Below are 16,035 nucleotides of genomic sequence, written 5' to 3' on the forward strand. Positions count from 1 at the left end.
CCTTCCTAGACTCGCTGGGTGAGCTTGAACCCGTTGCGCCGACTGTCCGAAGCCGTGCTGCTCACCAGCATGCGCCCGCCGCTGACGGAATACCTCAGCCGCGGGCCCGAGGTCGAGTTGCGCGGTAAGCGCATCCTGATCACCGGCGCCTCCTCCGGTATCGGCGAGGCCTCCGCGCGCAAGCTCGCCGCGTGCGGCGCGAGCCTCATCGTGGTGGCCCGCCGGGCCGACCTGCTGGCAACCCTCACCGAGAGCATCCGCGACGGCGGCGGTATCGCCGAGGCGATCCCGGCCGACCTGTCCGATCTGGACGCCGTCGACGCCCTCACCGCGCAGGTGCTCGAAAGCCACGGCGGCATCGACATCCTGATCAACAATGCCGGTCGCTCCATCCGGCGCCCACTGATCGAATCGCTGGAGCGCTGGCATGACCTGGAGCGCACCATGGCGCTGAACTACTACTCGCCGCTGCGGCTGATGCGGGCCCTGGTGCCGGGGATGCTCGAACGCGGCGACGGGCACGTCATCAACGTGTCGACGTGGGGTGTGATGAACGAGTCGTCACCGCTGTTCGGGGCGTATCAGGCATCGAAGGCCGCGCTGACCGCGATCAGCCGGGTCGCCGAGACCGAGTGGTCGGGCAAGGGTGTGCATTCGACGACGCTGTTCTACCCGCTGGTGAAGACACCGATGATCGAACCCACCGAGGCTTTCCGGGGCATGCCGGGCCTGTCGGCCGAGGAGGCCGCGGACTGGATGTTGACGGCGGCACGCACCCGACCGGTGCGCATCGCTCCCCGGATGGCGGTCTCGGCCAAGGCGCTCGACAGCATCGCCCCCAGCCTGCTGGACGCGATCATGAAACGCGGCATCTAGGGCCTCGTGATGCTGCGGGGCTCCAGTCCCAGCGACCGGACGTGCTCGGCGATGGCGCCCAGGTTCGTCGTCCACACCTGGTCGTGTTCGACGACGTAGCGCATCAGGTCGCCGAGTTCCGCCGCACGCGATGCCCGCCCCGACAGGAACGGGTGGTTGGTGAGCACCCAGCACGCTCCGGCGTCACGCAGCGCTTCGAACTCCAGCTGCCACAGTTCTCGCGCCTTGCGCGGGCTCTCGATCAGCCCGCTGCCCGAGATGTCGGGCAGGTAGCAGTACTGCTCCCAGTCGTCGAGCGCCCACTGGATGGGGATCTCCACCAGCGAGCCGTCGCCCACCGCCAGCTCATACGGATGGTCGGCGTCCATCAGGCTGGAGTCATAGAGGAACCCGCGCTCGGCCAGCAGTCCCGGCGTGTGCCAGGACAGATCCCACATCGGTGCGCGGTAGCCGACCGGGCGTACACCGGCCACGTCGGCCAGCGCTTGCAGCCCGCGGTCGAGCGCCTCGTTCTCCTGCTCCAGCGTCAGCGCCGTGGGCTGCTCGTGCAGATAGCCGTGATGGGCGATCTCGTGTCCGGCGGCGACGATGCTGCGCACGGCGTCGGGATACCGGTGCGCGGTGTGACCCGGCACGAAGAAGGTCGCCGGGATCTGGTGGCGGTCCAGCAGATCGAGGATGCGCGGGATCCCGACGAGCGGCCCGTACGCCTGATGCGAGATCACGCTCATCCGCGCCGCAACGGCCTCGTTCCCCCACAGCACCGCCGACTCGGCGTCCACGTCGAAGGTGAACGCCGCCGCCGCGGACTTACCGGCGGGCCAGGGGAATGTCCCGTCGCTCTGGAAGGGGCTAGAAGTCATCGGCCATCAGGCTAACCAGTTCATAGGCGAGATTGGCCGCCGCGACGGCGGTCACCTCACCGTTGTCGTAGGCGGGGGCGACCTCGACGACATCGGCGCCGACGATCCGCATCCCGCGCATGGCGCGCAGCACGGCGACCAGTTCGCGGCTGGTCATGCCGCCGATCTCCGGGGTCCCGGTGCCGGGGGCGAAGGCCGGGTCGAGCACGTCGATATCGATCGACACGTAGACCGGGTGCTCGCCGACCCGGGTCCTGATGCGCTCGATGACACCGTCGATCCCGATCCGGTCGATATCGCGGCAGTGCACGATGGTGAACCCCAGCGATTCGTCGTCGAGCAGATCGGCCCGGTCGTACAGCGATCCGCGGATACCCACATGTGCCGAGTGGTCTTTGACCAGCAGGCCCTGCTCGGCGGCACGGCGGAACGGTGTGCCGTGCGTGCACGGCGCCCCGAAATAGGTGTCCCAGGTGTCCAGGTGGGCGTCGAAATGCACCAGCGCCACCGGCCCGTGCACCTGGTTGACCGCCTGCAGCGCAGGCAGCGCGATGGTGTGGTCGCCGCCGAGCAGGACCACGCGTTGCTCCGGGCGCCCCAGCAGTTCGGCCACACCGTCGCGGATCTGATCCACCGCTTCGTTGATGTCGAACGGGTTGGCCGAGATGTCGCCGGCGTCGACCACCTGAGCCTGCGCGAACGGGCTGATGTCGAGTGCGGGGTGGTAGGGCTTGAGCAGCCGGGATGCCTGCCGGATCGCGGCGGGCCCGAATCGGGCGCCCGGCCGGTAGGTGACGCCGCTGTCGAACGGCGCGCCCACCACCGCGATGTCGTGGTCGGTCACCTCGTGACGCTGGGGCAGGCGCGCGAAAGTCGCCAACCCCGCGTAGCGCGGGACGACCTGGGCATCGACCTGCCCGACCTTGCCCGCCGGTGACCGTACGTACCGCTGCGTCATACCCTGCTCCTCGTGGATCCCCCGTTGCAGGAGATCACCTGTCCGACAACCGCTTCCATTCCGAAGTCACTCAGCAGCAGGACCGCGACGGCGATCTCGTCCGCAGTTCCGATGCGGCCCAACGGGATCGACTCCGCGTACCGGGCCGCGACCGTGGCCAGGTCGACTCCGGCCGCGTCGGCGTCGACCTGCAGCTGCGGAGTGTCGATCACCCCGGGTGCCACCGCGTTCACGATGATCCGCTCCGGGGCGAGCTCCCGGCCCAGCGTCTTGACCAGCGAGATGAGCCCGGCTTTCGATGCCGCGTAAGCGGTGGCGTCGGGCCAGCCGGTCACGCCCCACTCACTGGTGATCACCACGATGCGCCCCTCCCCCAGCCGGCGCATATGCGGCAGCACGGCCCGCGCCAGATGGAACGTGCCGCCGAGATTGGTGTCGACGACCCGCCACCAGTCGCGTTCGTCGTGCTCCAGCAGGGGCGCCATGGTCATGTAGGCGTGGTTGGCCACCAGGACGTCGAGGCGCCCGGCGGCCGCCGCGACCGCGTCGGCGATCTGCGCGCACACCCCCGGGTCGGACACATCGCCGGGTACCGCGAGTCCGCCGATCTCGGTGGCCAGTTCGGCCAGGGCGTCGCTGGGGCGAATATCGTTGACCGCCACGGTTGCTCCCGCGGCAGCGAGCCGTCGCGCATGGGCGGCACCCATGCCCTGCGCGGCGCCGGTGACCAGTGCGACGCGGCCGGTCAGCGAGCTCATATGACCGCCCCCGAGTTCACGTTCACCACATCGCCGGTGCTGAAGGTGGCATCGCACACCAGGTATTCGACGCAGCGCGCCACCTCGGCCGGCGCGGTGAGCCGGCGCAGCGGCAGGGTGGCCAGATATTCCGGCGCGCGCCAAGGTGAATCCTCGGCCAGCAGCGGGGTATCGGTGGGGCCGGGGGCGACGGCGTTCACCCGCACCCCACCGCCGGCCACTTCGGCCGCCAGGCTGCGCACCAGTCCGAGGATCGCCCCCTTGGCCGCCGCATAATGCGCATCGTGCTCGCCGCCGCCGACGGCGAGTTCACTGGCCACCGCCACCACAGCTCCCGAGTTCCGTTGCAGCATCCCGGGTAAGCACGCCCGCGACGCGTGGAACAAGCCGCCGAGGTGGACCCGCAGCATGCGTCGCCACGCCTGTGCGTCGATCTCGGCCACCGGCGCCATCTCGTAGTAGCCGGCCGATGTCACCAGCGCGGTGATCGGGCCGAGCCGGCGACCGATCTCGGCGATCGCACCGGTGACCGCGGGCCCGTCGCAGACATCCACGGCCACCACGTGATCGGCATCGGCGCGGTCACTGAGATCCAGGGTGCCGACCAGATATCCGCGGTGCCGCAGTGCGGAGACGACGGCAGCGCCGATCCCGCTGGCACCACCGGTCACGACGGCGACGGGCGCGTCAGGCATCCGCGGTCTCGAGTTCGTCGATCACCTCGGCGCCGACGATGCGGCGGCGCACGCTGAACAGGACCACGCACCCGACGATCAGGACGACCGCCACCCCGATCCACACCGACCAGTCCAGGTAGCGCTGCTCGTACACCGCCCGCGGCCAGGAGATGTTGAGCATCTGCAGCACCGCCCAGACCGCGGCGACCACGGCCACCGGGGTGGTGGCCCGGCCCAAGGAGAACGCGCCATCGGTCCACTTCCGCCGGGCCAGCACCACCACGAACCCGATCAGCGGGAACAGGAATGCCAGGTAGAAACCGCCGGTGGTGAAGTTGACCATCAGCGAATAGATGTCTCCGGCCACGATGCTGAGCAGGAACAGCGCGCCGCCCACGACGGTGGTCACCAGGATGGCCAGCACCGGGATCCGCGCGGTGCCGCTCAGCCGGGCCAGCGCCGTGGCGCCGGGCAGCGCACCGTCGCGGGCGTAGGCCCAGATCACCCGCGACGCCGACGTCTGCAGGGCCAGGAAGCTCGCGATGAAGCCGATGACGAAGAGCACCTCGACCGGCTTGGCGATGCCGCGACCCAGTGCGGTGGTGAGGGTTTCGTACACCGGGTCGGCCACCGAACCGGCGACCACCGCATCGAGGTCGGGAATGGCCAGGATGATCGCCAGGCTGGAGTAGGCCACCACCAGCGCGATGAACGTCAGCGAGAACAGCACGGCCTTGGGCAGATAGCGACGCGGTTCGTGCACCTCCTCGGCGATGGCGCCCGCGCTCTCGAACCCCACGAAGGAGAAGCCGATGAACGCCACCGCGATCAGGAACGGGCCGCTGAGATAGGTCCAGGTGCTGGTGTCCGCGCCGCCGCCCTCGAACAGCACCGAGATCGAGTTCTGCCGGTGGAACAGCAGCAGCCACGTGCCCAGGCCGATCGAACCGATCACCTCGGCCACGATGCTGGCGGTCATGAACACCTTGAGCGCGCCCCGCCCGATCAGGTTGATGGCGGTCCCGCCGACCAGGATCACCAAGGCGATCACGGCCCGCAGCCCACCCGACGGTGCGTCGACACCGGCGATGTTGGCCACGAACCCGGCCGCGCCCAGAGCGACGGTGGCCATCGCGATCACCAGCGTCCACATGTAGACCCACCCCGCGAGCCAGCCGTAGGTGGTGCCCAGCAGCCGCCGCGACCACTGGTAGATGGACCCTTCCAGGGGCCAGCGCGACACCAGCATCGCGAACACCAGCGCGACCAGTAACTGTCCGCCGAACACCAGCGCGAAACCCCACCAGAAGCTCGGCCCGGCGGCGGCCAGCGCCAGGCCGAAGATGCCGTAGAGCGCCACGATCGGTGAGATGAACGCGAAGGCGAACGCGAACGCCGACCACAGCGAGAATTCGCGTCGCAGGACGTGCGACCCGTCGGTATCAGGTGCTGACATGGTGCTGCTCCTCAGGACGTGTTGGACGAACTATCAACCGGCGCCCGCATGCGCACCAGCGTTGCAGGCGAAGACGCTGCAACCGCACGACGGGCGCGCCACCGCATTGGTCGATCGCACAACGTTGCCCGGGTATCCGTGTGACGGCGGCGTTACGCTCGGCGGGTGCCGGACCCGACCTCGCGTGACCTGCTGGCTGCCGGCCTGGGGCTGACGGGACCGGAGCCGGCCACCGGCGACCTGGACCGGCCGATCAGCTGGGCGCACACCACCGAGCTGCGCGACCCCTCCCGTTACCTGCGCGGCGGCGAGCTGGTCTGCACGGTGGGTATCAGCCTGCAGAGTCCGCAGGAGTGCCAGGACTTCGTCGTCTCACTGCGCAGGGCCGACGCCTCGGCGGTGTGCTTCGGCACCGGCGATGTGCACGACGACGTCCCCGAGGCATTGATCGCGGCGTGCCGGCACGACGGGCTCGCGCTGCTCATCGCCCCACCCGAGGTGCCGTTCGCCGCGCTCAGCCGGTTCGTCGCCGACTTCCGGATGGGTGGTGAGATAGCCGCCGCCCGGGCCACCAACAGCCTTGTGCCGGAAATGCTTTCATCGCAGCGTCGGGGCGAGACGGTGCGTCAGCTGCTGGACCGGGCCGGGCAGGTGCTGGGCGGCTACTTCGTGCTGGAGCCGGAGGGTTCCGGCGGCGCCATCGACGTGGAGGGGGTGGGAGCCCTCGTGTGGGTGGGGCGCGACGGCCCGCCGGAGCCGGCCCTGCTGGAGGTCATCGCCCGGTTCGCCCAGGCCGCGCAGAGTGATCGCGATATCGAGGCCGCCCTGTCCCGGGAACGTGTCGGTCAGCTGCTCTCCTTGGTGGAGCGCCGGATGCTGCTCCCGGACGCGTTGGGCCAGTTGCTCGACTGGCCCGGCCTGTCGGCATCCGAATTGGCCTGTTCGGCGTGGCCCGCGGGAGCCGGTGCGGTGCTGTCGATGGCCTTCCCCGCCGCGCTGGTGGGCGACGCCCCCGACGTGTGCCTGGTGCTGACCGCCGGCGACGCCGAGTTCCGGCGCCTGGCGGCCGAGCTGTCCCTGCCGTCCGGGCACTCGGCGGCCTCCGCGCTGGTCGAGTTGGCCGCGGCCATCACCCAGGCGCGGATCGCCCTGGACATGGCCCGTCAGCACGGTGGCAGCGTCGGGCCCGACCAGCTCAGCACGTTCGGCAGCCTGCTCGAGGGGCTCCCGGCGAATCGCTTGGCGCCGTTCAAGAATCAGCTCATCGATCCGCTCGAGGAGATCGACCGCGAGCGCGGCACCCAGCACGTGCGGACGCTGCGGACCTTCCTGGCGACCAACGGATCCGTCATCGACACCGCACGCGAGTTGTTCCTGCACACCAACACCGTGCGGCACCGGCTGGGACGCATCCACGAGCTGACCGGACGTGACCCGATGAGCCTCGGCGATCTCGCCGCGTTCGCCATCGGGATCCAGGCCAGCGACCGCTCCCGCCGGCGACCGGACTGACAGAATCTTAGGTTAGCCATGCCATACTCGACCGCGTGTCCGAGTATGCGATCCAACTGGAAGACGTCACCAAGCAGTTCGGGGACAAGCAGGCCCTGCGCGGCGTGACGTTCAGCATGCCGGCGGGCACCGTGCTGGGCGTGCTCGGACCCAACGGAGCCGGCAAGACCACCACCATCAACGTGCTGTCCACGTTGATCCGGCCCACCTCGGGCCGGGCGACGGTGGCCGGATTCGACGTCGTGAAACAGGCCGCGGCGGTGCGCAAGAACATCGGCCTGACGGGCCAGTACGCCGCGATCGACGAGATGCTGACCGGCCGGGAGAATCTCATCCTGTTCGGCGAACTCAACGGCCTGTCCCGCGCCAGGGCCCATGCCCGCGCCGAGGAGTTGCTGGCCGCGTTCAGCCTCACCGACGCCGCGAGCCGACGGGTGTCCACCTATTCCGGCGGTATGCGCAGGCGTGCCGATATCGCCTGCGGCCTGGTCGCCGCGCCCGCCGTGGTGTTCCTGGACGAACCGACCACCGGCCTGGACCCGCGCAGCCGGCGCGAGGTGTGGGATCTGGTCGGCGCACTGACCGGTCAGGGCACCAGCGTGCTGCTGACCACCCAGTACCTGGACGAGGCCGATGCCCTGTCGGATTCGATCGTCGTCATCGATCACGGCCGGGTGATCGCCGAGGGCACCGCCGACGAACTCAAGCACCGGGTGGGCGCCACCGTCTGCCAGGTCACCCCGGTGCATCCCGTCGACGGTCCCCGGATCGCGGCCGCCCTGGCCGATATCGCGGGCGCTCCAGCCGATCTCAAACCCGATCCCGACACCGGGACACTGTCGTTGCCGGCACCGCACGGTCTGTCCACCCTGTCGGAGGTGTTCCGCCGTGTCGAGACCCTCGATATCGCGATCTCCGATATCGCCCTGCGCAAACCGTCACTGGATGAGGTGTTCTTCGAACTGACCGGGGCGCCGGCATGACCGCACTGGGCACCCTGGCCCGCCGCTCGGTCTTGGGCACCCTGCGTGACGGTGACCTGCTCTTCGCGATCGGCGGACCCGTCGCGTTCTTCGTGTGCTTCACCCTCACCCTGCGCAAGGTGATCGACACCGGCGATATGACCTACCCGCAGTACATCGTCGCGGTCATCGTGGTGCAGGCGATGATCTTCACCGCGATGACGACCGCCGACCGCGCCGCCCGGGATCACCTGAGCGGCATGGGAATCCGGATGCGATCGCTGCCGATCACCGCGCTGGCACCCGTGACCGCCCGGATGCTGTCCGCGCTGGTGCGCGCGGCGGCGGCGTTGGCTGCGGCACTGGCGGTGGGTTACGGATTCGGGTTCCGGTTCCACGGCACCGTCGCCGACCTGCTCGCCTTCGTGGGTATCGCACTGCTGTTGTCGCTGGCCCTGTCCCTCGGCGCGGACGCGATGGGCTCGGTGGCCAACAGCACCGAGGCCGCCGGGCAGACCCTGCTGATCCCGCAACTGCTGCTGGTCATGCTGTCCACGGGAATCGCTCCGGCCCAATCGTTTCCGTCCTGGCTGGGCCCCTTCGTGCGAAATCAACCGGTATCGGTCATCGCCGAGACGCTGCGCGGCCTGGCGATGGGCCACTATGTGCGCGTCGGCGCCAGCATGGGCTGGTGTCTGGGGCTGTTGGTGGTGTTCGGCGCGATCGCCATCCGGATGCAACGAAGGGCACCGGCATGATTCGGCAATCTCGGCTGCACGCCCGGCGGCTGCTGCTGGGCTGGCGGCGCGCCCCGGTCGTGTTGATCCAATCCCTGCTCTTTCCCACCTTCCTTCTCATCGTGTACTCCCTGGTGGTCGGCAGGTCGGTGCTGCACCTGACCGGGTCCAGCAGCCTCTACGGCCTGGTGCCGATGTGCGCGGTGGCCGGGGCATTGTTCGGCGCCATGGGGACCGGTGCGGCCATTCCCGACGAACGCGAGGCCGGCCTGCTCAGCCGGCTGTGGGCCCTGCCCGTCCATCGGGCCAGCGCACTGGCCGGCCGGCTGCTCGCCGAGAGCGCCCGCGCCTTGATCGGGGCGGTGGTCATCACCGTCGTGGGTGTGGCGATGGGACTGCGGTTCGTGGCGGGCTGGCCGGGCGTGATCGGATTCATCCTGGTCCCGGTGCTGATGGTCGTCGGGTTCTCGACCGTCGTCGTGGCGGTGGCGGTACAGGCCGGCGGCAAGAACATCATCACCGGGCTGTCGACGCTGTGCTTCCTGTTGTTGTTCTTCAATTCCGGCATGGTGCCCGTCGAGGTGTTCCCGGGCTGGGTGCAGCCGATCGTGCAGGCCCAGCCGATGTCACCGGCAATCGAGGCCATGCGGGGACTGGCGGCCGGCGGCCCGATCCTGTGGCCGGTACTGCAGTCGGCGGCCTGGGTCGTCGGGCTCGTCGCGGTGTTCGGCCCGATCGCGGTGCGCGGCTACCGGCTGGCCGCCGAAAATCCGTGATAGACACGGAAGATGGAAATCCTGGCCAGCCGGATGCTCATCAGGCCGGCGGACTATCCGAAATCCGTCGCGTTCTACCGAGATCTGATCGGCCTGGCCGTCGCCCGCGAGTACGGAGCGGGCACGGTGTTCTACGCGGGCCAGTCGCTGATCGAACTGGCCGGCCACGGTGAGCCGTCGGCCGGCGGGACAATCTGGCTGCAGGTCCGCGATGTCCGTGCCGCACAAGCAGAACTGGCGGGCCGCGGGGTGCACATCGCCAGGACCGCCAGGGAAGAGCCCTGGGGTCTGCACGAAATGCACGTCACCGATCCGGACGGCATACTTCTGATCTTCGTCGAGGTGCCCGCCACCCATCCCCTGCGCCACGACGTCCGCAACTGAAAGGCACTCCCATGGCCGAGACCAAGATCACCGTCATCTACGACAACCCGACCGATCCCGCTGCATTCGAGAGTGCTTATCCCGCTGAGCAATTGGAGGCGGCCCGGCGCATCCCGGGCTATCTGAGGTTCGAGGCGTCCAAGGTCTGGCCCAAGGAGGACGGCAGCCCGACGCCCGCCTACCGGTCGCTCGACCTCTACTACGCCGACTACGACGCGGCCAGCGCCGCCGTCACCACCCCGGAAGCCGGCGAGTTCTTCGCCGCGATGGCCCGGCTGTCCACCGGCGGCGTACGGGTGCTGTTCTCCGAGATCGAGATACCGCAGCGATGAGCCACTGACGAACCAAAACACCCCCGGCCCAATCGGACCGGGGGTGTCTGGTGAACGGGCTCAGCGTGCCGACGTCGCCAACGGCCAGCCGACCGAGGCCAGCCGCGAGGCGACCTGATGGATCTCCTCGGGGTTGGGCTCCTTCTCGATGACCTGCGCGATGGCGGCGTGGATGTCCGCATCGGTCACCGGGTCGTCGCCGTCGCTGGTGCGCAGGATCGACTGCGCAGCCTTGACGACCTCGTCCTCGGTGAGCGAACGCTTCAGCAGGGCCAGCAGCGGGAAATAGTCCTTGGGCGGGACGCCCTCGGGGTAGCCCTCGTGCAGCCAGCCGAGCACGTTGTCGATGACATTGCTGTTCTCAGTCATGTCGTCAGCTCACTTGCCCGGGATGAACGGGACCGGGTTGAAACCGAAGTGGTGGATGATCGTGGCCTTGGTGATCCACAGGATCGCGATCAGGATCACCGCCGAGACCAACGCGAACAGCAGCAGACCGAAGGCCTTGATCGCCGGGTTGGGTGCCTGCACGGTGCCGTCGTTGTTGGTGCCACCGGAGCCGCTGGAGAAGGCGACCAGTCCGGTGGCGAACAGCGCGGGCAGCCCGGCGCCGAGGACGAGTCCCACGACGAGCACCTTGAGGATGGATTCCACGTAAGTCATTGCGTCACATTTCCTATCTCAGCAGTTTCGAGGTCTCGGAGACACGCGCTCAGACGGCGGCTTTGTCGGCGCTGCCGGACGTGCTGGTCTCGCGGACCTCTGCGGGCACCACCGAGTTGGTGGACTCGTCCCAGTCGGCGTTGACGTTGTTGTGGTCGACCTTCTGCTGCTGGGCGCGCCAGTACATGTAGCCCGACAGCGCGACCAGGATGACGAAGATGACACCGTCGCCGACCAGCTGCGAACCGGTGGCGGACTTCAGGCCGTAGGACAGCCAGTAGGACAGGGCGCCCACCAGAGCGGCGGCGGGCAGCGTGATCAGCCAGGCCATGGCCATCCGGCCCGCCACGGCCCAGCGCACCTCGGCGCCCGGCTTGCCGACACCGCTACCGAGGATCGAGCCGGTGGCGACGTGGGTGGTGGACAGCGCCATACCGGCGGCCGAGGAGCTCAGGATGATGGCGGCCGACGAAGCCTCGGCGGCCAGGCCCTGCGGGGACTCGATCTCGACGAGGCCCTTGCCCAGGGTGCGGATGACCCGCCAGCCGCCGATGTAGGTGCCCAGTCCGATGGCCAGGGCGCAGGAGGCGATGATCCAGAACGGCAGGCCGTCCTTCTTCACGTCGCCGGTCAGGTGGCCGGTGGTGATGAGCGCCAGCGCGATGACACCCATTGTCTTCTGCGCGTCGTTGGTGCCGTGTGACAGTGCCACCAGCGAGGCGGTGGCGATCTGGCCCCAGCGGAAGCCGTCCTCGCGGCGCTTCTTCTGGACGTTGCGGGTGATCCGGTAGACCAGCCAGGTGCCGACCGCGGCGACCAGGCCGGCGATGAACGGGGCGGCGAGCGCGGGGATGATCACCTTCTGGAACACACCGGGCCAGTTGACACCCGCGAGGCCGAGGGCGGCCAGGCCGGCACCGATCAGTCCGCCGAAGAGCGCATGCGACGAGCTGGACGGGATACCGAAGAGCCAGGTGAGCAGGTTCCACAGGATGCCGCCGATGAGGCCGGCGAAGATGATGGTCAAGCCCATCGAGGCGTCGATACCCGACAGCAGGTGTCCGGTCTTCCCGTCCTGCACCTTGAGTACCGAGGTGGTGACCGTGACGGCCACCTCGACGGAGAGGAAGGCGCCGACCAGGTTCAGGAAGCCTGCCAGGATGACGGCGGTCTTGGGCTTCAGAGCACCCGTGGCGATCGACGTCGCCATCGCATTTCCGGTGTCGTGAAATCCGTTGGTGAAGTCGAATGCCAGTGCTGTGCCTATCAGCAGCACCAGGATGATCATCTCTGCGCTCATGGCGCTAATTCTGGGGTAATCCCATCCGGTTTGACCAGCGGGTAGGGCGGCTATGAATATGGTCTGACCAGGCGATTCCCCACTGCCCGACAGGAGTTCACTCAGTGTTCATCTTTGTGCCCCGGGGCGTTCTCCTGGGGGCGGACATGGCTGCGCATTTGTCAGCAGCGACCCGTGAGCACGGGCACTACCATCGAGGCGAATTGTAGGGAGGAGGACGAGCGGTGAACGCTTTTCTCGCAAAGATCGTGGCGTGGCTCAATGCCGGCTACCCGGACGGAATTCCGGGGCCCGACCGCGTGCCTCTGATGGCACTGCTCACCCGCCGGCTCAGCAACGACGAGGTGAAGGCCGTCGCCCAGGACCTGATGGATCGAGGCGAGTTCGACCATATCGACATCGGTGTGCTGATCACTCAGGTCACCGATGAGCTACCTCGCGACGAAGACGTGGAGCGGGTCCGGGCCCGGCTGGCCGCCAAGGGCTGGCCCCTCGATGATCCGCGCGATAGCGAGGAGACCCCATAGCCGTCCTGCGCCCGCTGCCCGTCGGACCCGGCGCGTCGGCACTGTCCGCGCTGCCGGCCATCGAGGACCTGCTCGGTGGCCATCCCGGTGACGGTCACCCGGCGTTGCTTCCGGTGCCCACCGACGATCCCCGCCAGACCGAGCTGCTCATCGGCGCGCTCCGGGCCGATGACCCCATCGACGATCACATCGCGGTGGTGGTGCCGACCTCGGGCACCACCGGAATCCCGAAGGGCGCCATGCTTTCGGCGGCCGCGCTGACCGCCAGTGCGGTGGCCACCCACCAGCGGCTCGGCGGTCCGGGCCGCTGGCTGCTGGCGTTGCCCGCACACCACATCGCCGGACTGCAGGTGTTGGTGCGCAGCGCACTGGCCGGCACCACACCCGTCGCGCTCCCGGCGAGTTTCGCCGCCACCGAACTCGTCTCGGCGGTGGCGGCCATGGGACCGGGGCGGCGCTATGTCTCCCTGGTGGCCGCCCAGCTGACCAAGGCACTCGACGATCCGCGCGCCGCGGCGGCGTTGGCCGAACTGGACGCCGTGTTGATCGGCGGCGGTCCGATGCCCGTGGGGGTCGGTGAACGGGCCGCCGAGGCCGGGGTGCCGGTGGTGCGCACCTACGGGATGAGCGAGACCGCAGGCGGCTGCGTGTACGACGGGCGTGCGCTGCCCGGCGTCACGGTGCGCATCGATGACGGGCGCGTGGTCCTCGGCGGGGCCATGGTGGCCGACGGCTACCGCAACCCGGCGACACCCGACCCGTTCGCGGAGCCGGGCTGGTTCCGCACCGACGACCTCGGCGCAGTCGACGAGGCGGGTGTGCTGTGGGTCCTCGGCCGGGTCGACGACGCGATCAGCACCGGCGGGCTGACGGTGCTGCCGCAGTTGGTGGAGAACGCGCTGGCGAGCCATCCCGCGGTGGCCGAGTGCGCCGTGTTCGCGGTTCCCGACGAACGGCTGGGACAGCGGGTGGTTGCCGCCATCGTGCCGGCGCCCGGCGCCGCGGCGCCTGCCGTGGCGGAGGTGCGCGCCCATGTCGAGAAGACGCTGGACGGCACCGCCGCACCGCGGGAGATCCACATCGTCGACGCCCTGCCCCGCCGCGGTATCGGGAAGCTGGACCGAAAAGCGCTTTCCCAACGGTTCGGTGGCGACGGATGATGGACCCATGCGAACCGAAGTCACGACTGTCGAAGAGCTCCGGGCCATCGTCGGACAACCCACCGCCGCCGTCGCCAACAAGGTGACCGATCGGCTGTCCGATATCCATCAGGACTGGATCTCGCACTCGCCGTTGTGTTTCGTGGCCACCTCCGACGCCGACGGCCGGGTCGACGTGTCACCCAAGGGCGATCCGCCCGGATTCGTGCACGTGCTCGATCCGCACACCATCGCCATCCCGGAACGCCCGGGCAACAAGCGTGTCGACGGTTACCTCAACGTGCTGACGCGCCCGCAGGTCGGCACGTTGTTCGTCATCCCCGGCCGTGGGGACACCGTGCGTATCAACGGTCGCGCCCGGATCCTCGCCGACGCACCCTATTTCGATGCCATGGCGATCGCCGGCAAGCGGCCCATCCTGGCTCTGGAGATCACCGTGGAGGAGGTGTTCTTCCACTGTGCCAAGGCTTTTCTCCGTTCAGACGCCTGGAAGCCCGAGACGTGGAATCCGGAGGCGATGCCGAGCACGGCCCAGCTGGCCAGATCGTTCAAGCCCGACGAGAGCTTGGAACAGCTGCAGAAGTACTACAGCGAAGAGCACCTGCGCACGCTTCTCTATTAGCGCACCAGGATCGCCCGGGTGTAGAGCAGCGCAAAGCCCCTGCGTTGCACATTCTGCTGACTCTTCGAACCGGGCGATGTGGTGACGACCGCGATATCAGCTCCAGCCGTGTATGCGTCGGACAGGCGGGCCGCCAGCAGCGCGCTCTGCACACCTCGGCGGCGGAAGGCGGGCGCGGTGGCCGCCCCGGTGAGCTGTGCGATGCCGCCGGTGAGACGCATGCTGGCTCCGCCCGCGATCGAGCCGCCGCACCGGGCCAGATAGGTCACCGTCCCGGCCGCGACCATATCCCTGATGGCACAGGCGATCACGTCCCGGGCGAAGTCCTCGTGGCTCGGCACACCTTCGGTATCGGGCTGGGCGAATCCGTCGACCACCACATCGACCCAGGCGGAAAGCTCATCGGCACCGGCGATCTGGATGTCGGCGCCCGCAGCCGCGGGGTGCACCGCCGGCCGAGTGCCGAGCACATGCTCAAAGGACACCAACCGGTAGCCGCGACCGGTCAGCAGTGCGCCGATCTGCGGGTCAGCCAGGTTCGCCAACTCGACCTGAACCGGGGCGCCCAGACGGGCGTACTCCTGCTCGATCTCGTCGAGCTCGGCGTCGCCGGACACACCGGCGAAGCCGAGACCGACGACCTTCGTCAACGGCGAGTCCGGCCCGGCGAAACATGCGGCACCGCCGGCGAGCGGCCGGGCCCAAGTGGCGCCGGCGCTGATCAACGCCGTCTCGGCGGCCTCGATGCGGGCGGCCAATTCGGTACCGGCGAACAAGTCCATGGCGGCCACTCTGGCCGAGCCGCGCGGGCGGTGACAACCGATTTCCACCGCACGGTATCCGGCGTCATCACCTCGCGGCTTTGGCTGCGCTCTTCTCCGTGGTCTTGCCCTTGTTGGCGAGCTTTCCGCCCGCGCTCTCCAGATGCGCACGGACGAACCACTGGAACTTCTCCAGCGCTCCGGCCTGGCCGATCAGTAGGTCCTGGGACACCAGGTCGAGGTCGTCCAACGTCTCGATGGCCTTGCGAATGTCGCTGATCACGCCGTCGTACACCAGATCCAGTGCCGCCAGGTGCGCCTGCACGGTATCGCGGCCCACCGAGTAGTCGTCCCACACGCGGTCCTTGAGGATGGCGCCGGGCGTGCCCTGCGGCGAGGATCCAAGGGCGGCAATGCGCTCGGCAACGTCATCGGCGAAGCCGCGCACCAGCTCAACCTGCGGGTCGATCATCTCGTGCACGCCAATGAAGTTCGGGCCCAACACATTCCAGTGCACATGCTTGAGGGTGAGGTGCAGGTCGTTGTAGGTGCTGAGCTGCTTCTGCAGCAGATCGGCGATCTTGCGGCCGTCCTTGTCGGACAGACCGGGAATGGTGAATTCCGTCATCAATTCGCTCCTTTACGCGGGTGACTACCGGCTGCGAGTACCCCAGGCCGCGCCGCACCAATCACGTCCACCTCTCGGCCGGC

General features: G+C 68.7%; 20 protein-coding genes. 10 read left to right on the forward strand and 10 right to left on the reverse strand.

Annotation, left to right across the window (positions count from 1 at the left end):
• The first annotated feature begins 18 nt into the window (after positions 1-18).
• Entirely contained in the window at positions 19-876 is an 858-nt protein-coding gene (locus QN239_RS27795) for an SDR family oxidoreductase (RefSeq protein ID WP_499015203.1), read from the forward strand.
• Here the strand turns inward: QN239_RS27795 and QN239_RS27800 are convergent.
• Genes QN239_RS27800 through QN239_RS27820 form a run of 5 tightly spaced genes read right to left on the reverse strand, consistent with a single transcriptional unit; the run spans position 873 to position 5,588 of the window.
• Positions 873-1,739, reverse strand: a complete 867-nt coding sequence (locus QN239_RS27800) for a polysaccharide deacetylase family protein (protein WP_499015205.1) — start codon at positions 1,737-1,739, stop codon at positions 873-875. The genes QN239_RS27795 and QN239_RS27800 overlap by 4 nt on opposite strands.
• Positions 1,729-2,697, reverse strand: a complete 969-nt coding sequence (gene speB, locus QN239_RS27805) for an agmatinase (RefSeq protein ID WP_499015207.1) — start codon at positions 2,695-2,697, stop codon at positions 1,729-1,731. The genes QN239_RS27800 and speB overlap by 11 nt, the downstream gene beginning before the upstream one ends.
• Positions 2,694-3,455: an SDR family NAD(P)-dependent oxidoreductase gene (locus tag QN239_RS27810; protein WP_499015208.1), complete on the reverse strand. Its 762-nt coding sequence runs from the start codon at positions 3,453-3,455 to the stop codon at positions 2,694-2,696. Before QN239_RS27810 ends, speB begins: the two co-directional genes overlap by 4 nt.
• Positions 3,452-4,150, reverse strand: a complete 699-nt coding sequence (locus QN239_RS27815) for an SDR family NAD(P)-dependent oxidoreductase (protein WP_499015210.1) — start codon at positions 4,148-4,150, stop codon at positions 3,452-3,454. Before QN239_RS27815 ends, QN239_RS27810 begins: the two co-directional genes overlap by 4 nt.
• Positions 4,143-5,588, reverse strand: coding sequence for an APC family permease (locus QN239_RS27820; protein WP_499015213.1), 1,446 nt, complete (start codon positions 5,586-5,588; stop codon positions 4,143-4,145). Before QN239_RS27820 ends, QN239_RS27815 begins: the two co-directional genes overlap by 8 nt.
• A 165-nt stretch (positions 5,589-5,753) precedes the next feature.
• Here QN239_RS27820 and QN239_RS27825 point away from each other — a divergent pair, with 165 nt between their 5' ends.
• From QN239_RS27825 to QN239_RS27850, 6 genes are read left to right on the forward strand one after another with little or no spacing between them, the layout of a single operon-like run.
• Positions 5,754-7,100 (forward strand): PucR family transcriptional regulator, encoded by a 1,347-nt coding sequence (locus QN239_RS27825; protein WP_499015214.1) that lies wholly within the window; start codon positions 5,754-5,756, stop codon positions 7,098-7,100.
• Between the two features lie 35 nt (positions 7,101-7,135).
• The gene (locus QN239_RS27830; RefSeq protein WP_499015216.1) at positions 7,136-8,083 is read left to right on the forward strand and encodes an efflux ABC transporter ATPase subunit, DrrA-related; all 948 of its coding nucleotides are present in this window, start codon (positions 7,136-7,138) and stop codon (positions 8,081-8,083) included.
• Complete coding sequence (locus tag QN239_RS27835; protein WP_499015218.1) at positions 8,080-8,820, forward strand: ABC transporter permease; 741 nt, start codon at positions 8,080-8,082, stop codon at positions 8,818-8,820. The genes QN239_RS27830 and QN239_RS27835 overlap by 4 nt, the downstream gene beginning before the upstream one ends.
• Positions 8,817-9,575: an ABC transporter permease gene (locus QN239_RS27840; protein ID WP_499015220.1), complete on the forward strand. Its 759-nt coding sequence runs from the start codon at positions 8,817-8,819 to the stop codon at positions 9,573-9,575. The genes QN239_RS27835 and QN239_RS27840 overlap by 4 nt, the downstream gene beginning before the upstream one ends.
• 12 nt (positions 9,576-9,587) lie before the next feature.
• Positions 9,588-9,959 carry a glyoxalase superfamily protein gene (locus tag QN239_RS27845; protein ID WP_499015223.1) on the forward strand — a complete coding sequence of 124 codons (372 nt, stop codon included), beginning with the start codon at positions 9,588-9,590 and terminating at the stop codon, positions 9,957-9,959.
• 11 nt (positions 9,960-9,970) lie between these two features.
• Positions 9,971-10,291 carry an EthD family reductase gene (locus QN239_RS27850; RefSeq protein ID WP_187098234.1) on the forward strand — a complete coding sequence of 107 codons (321 nt, stop codon included), beginning with the start codon at positions 9,971-9,973 and terminating at the stop codon, positions 10,289-10,291.
• A gap of 60 nt (positions 10,292-10,351) precedes the next feature.
• On the opposite strand, the gene QN239_RS27855 is transcribed toward QN239_RS27850, so the two are convergent.
• The 3 genes from QN239_RS27855 to QN239_RS27865 are packed head-to-tail and all read right to left on the reverse strand — an operon-like array spanning position 10,352 to position 12,254.
• Positions 10,352-10,660 carry a DUF3349 domain-containing protein gene (locus QN239_RS27855; protein ID WP_167156633.1) on the reverse strand — a complete coding sequence of 103 codons (309 nt, stop codon included), beginning with the start codon at positions 10,658-10,660 and terminating at the stop codon, positions 10,352-10,354.
• Positions 10,661-10,669: 9 nt separating this feature from the next.
• Positions 10,670-10,954 (reverse strand): hypothetical protein, encoded by a 285-nt coding sequence (locus QN239_RS27860; protein ID WP_090360229.1) that lies wholly within the window; start codon positions 10,952-10,954, stop codon positions 10,670-10,672.
• Between the two features lie 49 nt (positions 10,955-11,003).
• Positions 11,004-12,254, reverse strand: coding sequence for an inorganic phosphate transporter (locus tag QN239_RS27865; protein WP_090360232.1), 1,251 nt, complete (start codon positions 12,252-12,254; stop codon positions 11,004-11,006).
• A gap of 224 nt (positions 12,255-12,478) precedes the next feature.
• Between QN239_RS27865 and QN239_RS27870 the strand changes: the two genes are divergently transcribed.
• Genes QN239_RS27870 through QN239_RS27880 form a run of 3 tightly spaced genes read left to right on the forward strand, consistent with a single transcriptional unit; the run spans position 12,479 to position 14,563 of the window.
• Positions 12,479-12,781 (forward strand): DUF3349 domain-containing protein, encoded by a 303-nt coding sequence (locus tag QN239_RS27870; RefSeq protein ID WP_499015229.1) that lies wholly within the window; start codon positions 12,479-12,481, stop codon positions 12,779-12,781.
• Positions 12,778-13,941 (forward strand): o-succinylbenzoate--CoA ligase, encoded by a 1,164-nt coding sequence (menE, locus tag QN239_RS27875; protein ID WP_499016994.1) that lies wholly within the window; start codon positions 12,778-12,780, stop codon positions 13,939-13,941. The genes QN239_RS27870 and menE overlap by 4 nt, the downstream gene beginning before the upstream one ends.
• Before the next feature lie 7 nt (positions 13,942-13,948).
• Complete coding sequence (locus QN239_RS27880) at positions 13,949-14,563, forward strand: pyridoxamine 5'-phosphate oxidase family protein (protein WP_499015230.1); 615 nt, start codon at positions 13,949-13,951, stop codon at positions 14,561-14,563.
• On the opposite strand, the gene QN239_RS27885 is transcribed toward QN239_RS27880, so the two are convergent.
• Both QN239_RS27885 and QN239_RS27890 read right to left on the reverse strand, forming a co-directional pair.
• Positions 14,560-15,345 (reverse strand): GNAT family N-acetyltransferase, encoded by a 786-nt coding sequence (locus QN239_RS27885; protein WP_499015232.1) that lies wholly within the window; start codon positions 15,343-15,345, stop codon positions 14,560-14,562. The genes QN239_RS27880 and QN239_RS27885 overlap by 4 nt on opposite strands.
• Before the next feature lie 67 nt (positions 15,346-15,412).
• A complete protein-coding gene (locus QN239_RS27890) occupies positions 15,413-15,952 on the reverse strand; it encodes a Dps family protein (protein WP_499015233.1) in 540 nt (179 codons plus the stop codon).
• Between the last annotated feature and the right edge of the window lie 83 nt (positions 15,953-16,035).

Origin of the sequence: Mycolicibacterium sp. Y3, from assembly GCF_051188035.1 — a bacterium.
Lineage (GTDB): Bacteria > Actinomycetota > Actinomycetes > Mycobacteriales > Mycobacteriaceae > Mycobacterium > Mycobacterium fluoranthenivorans.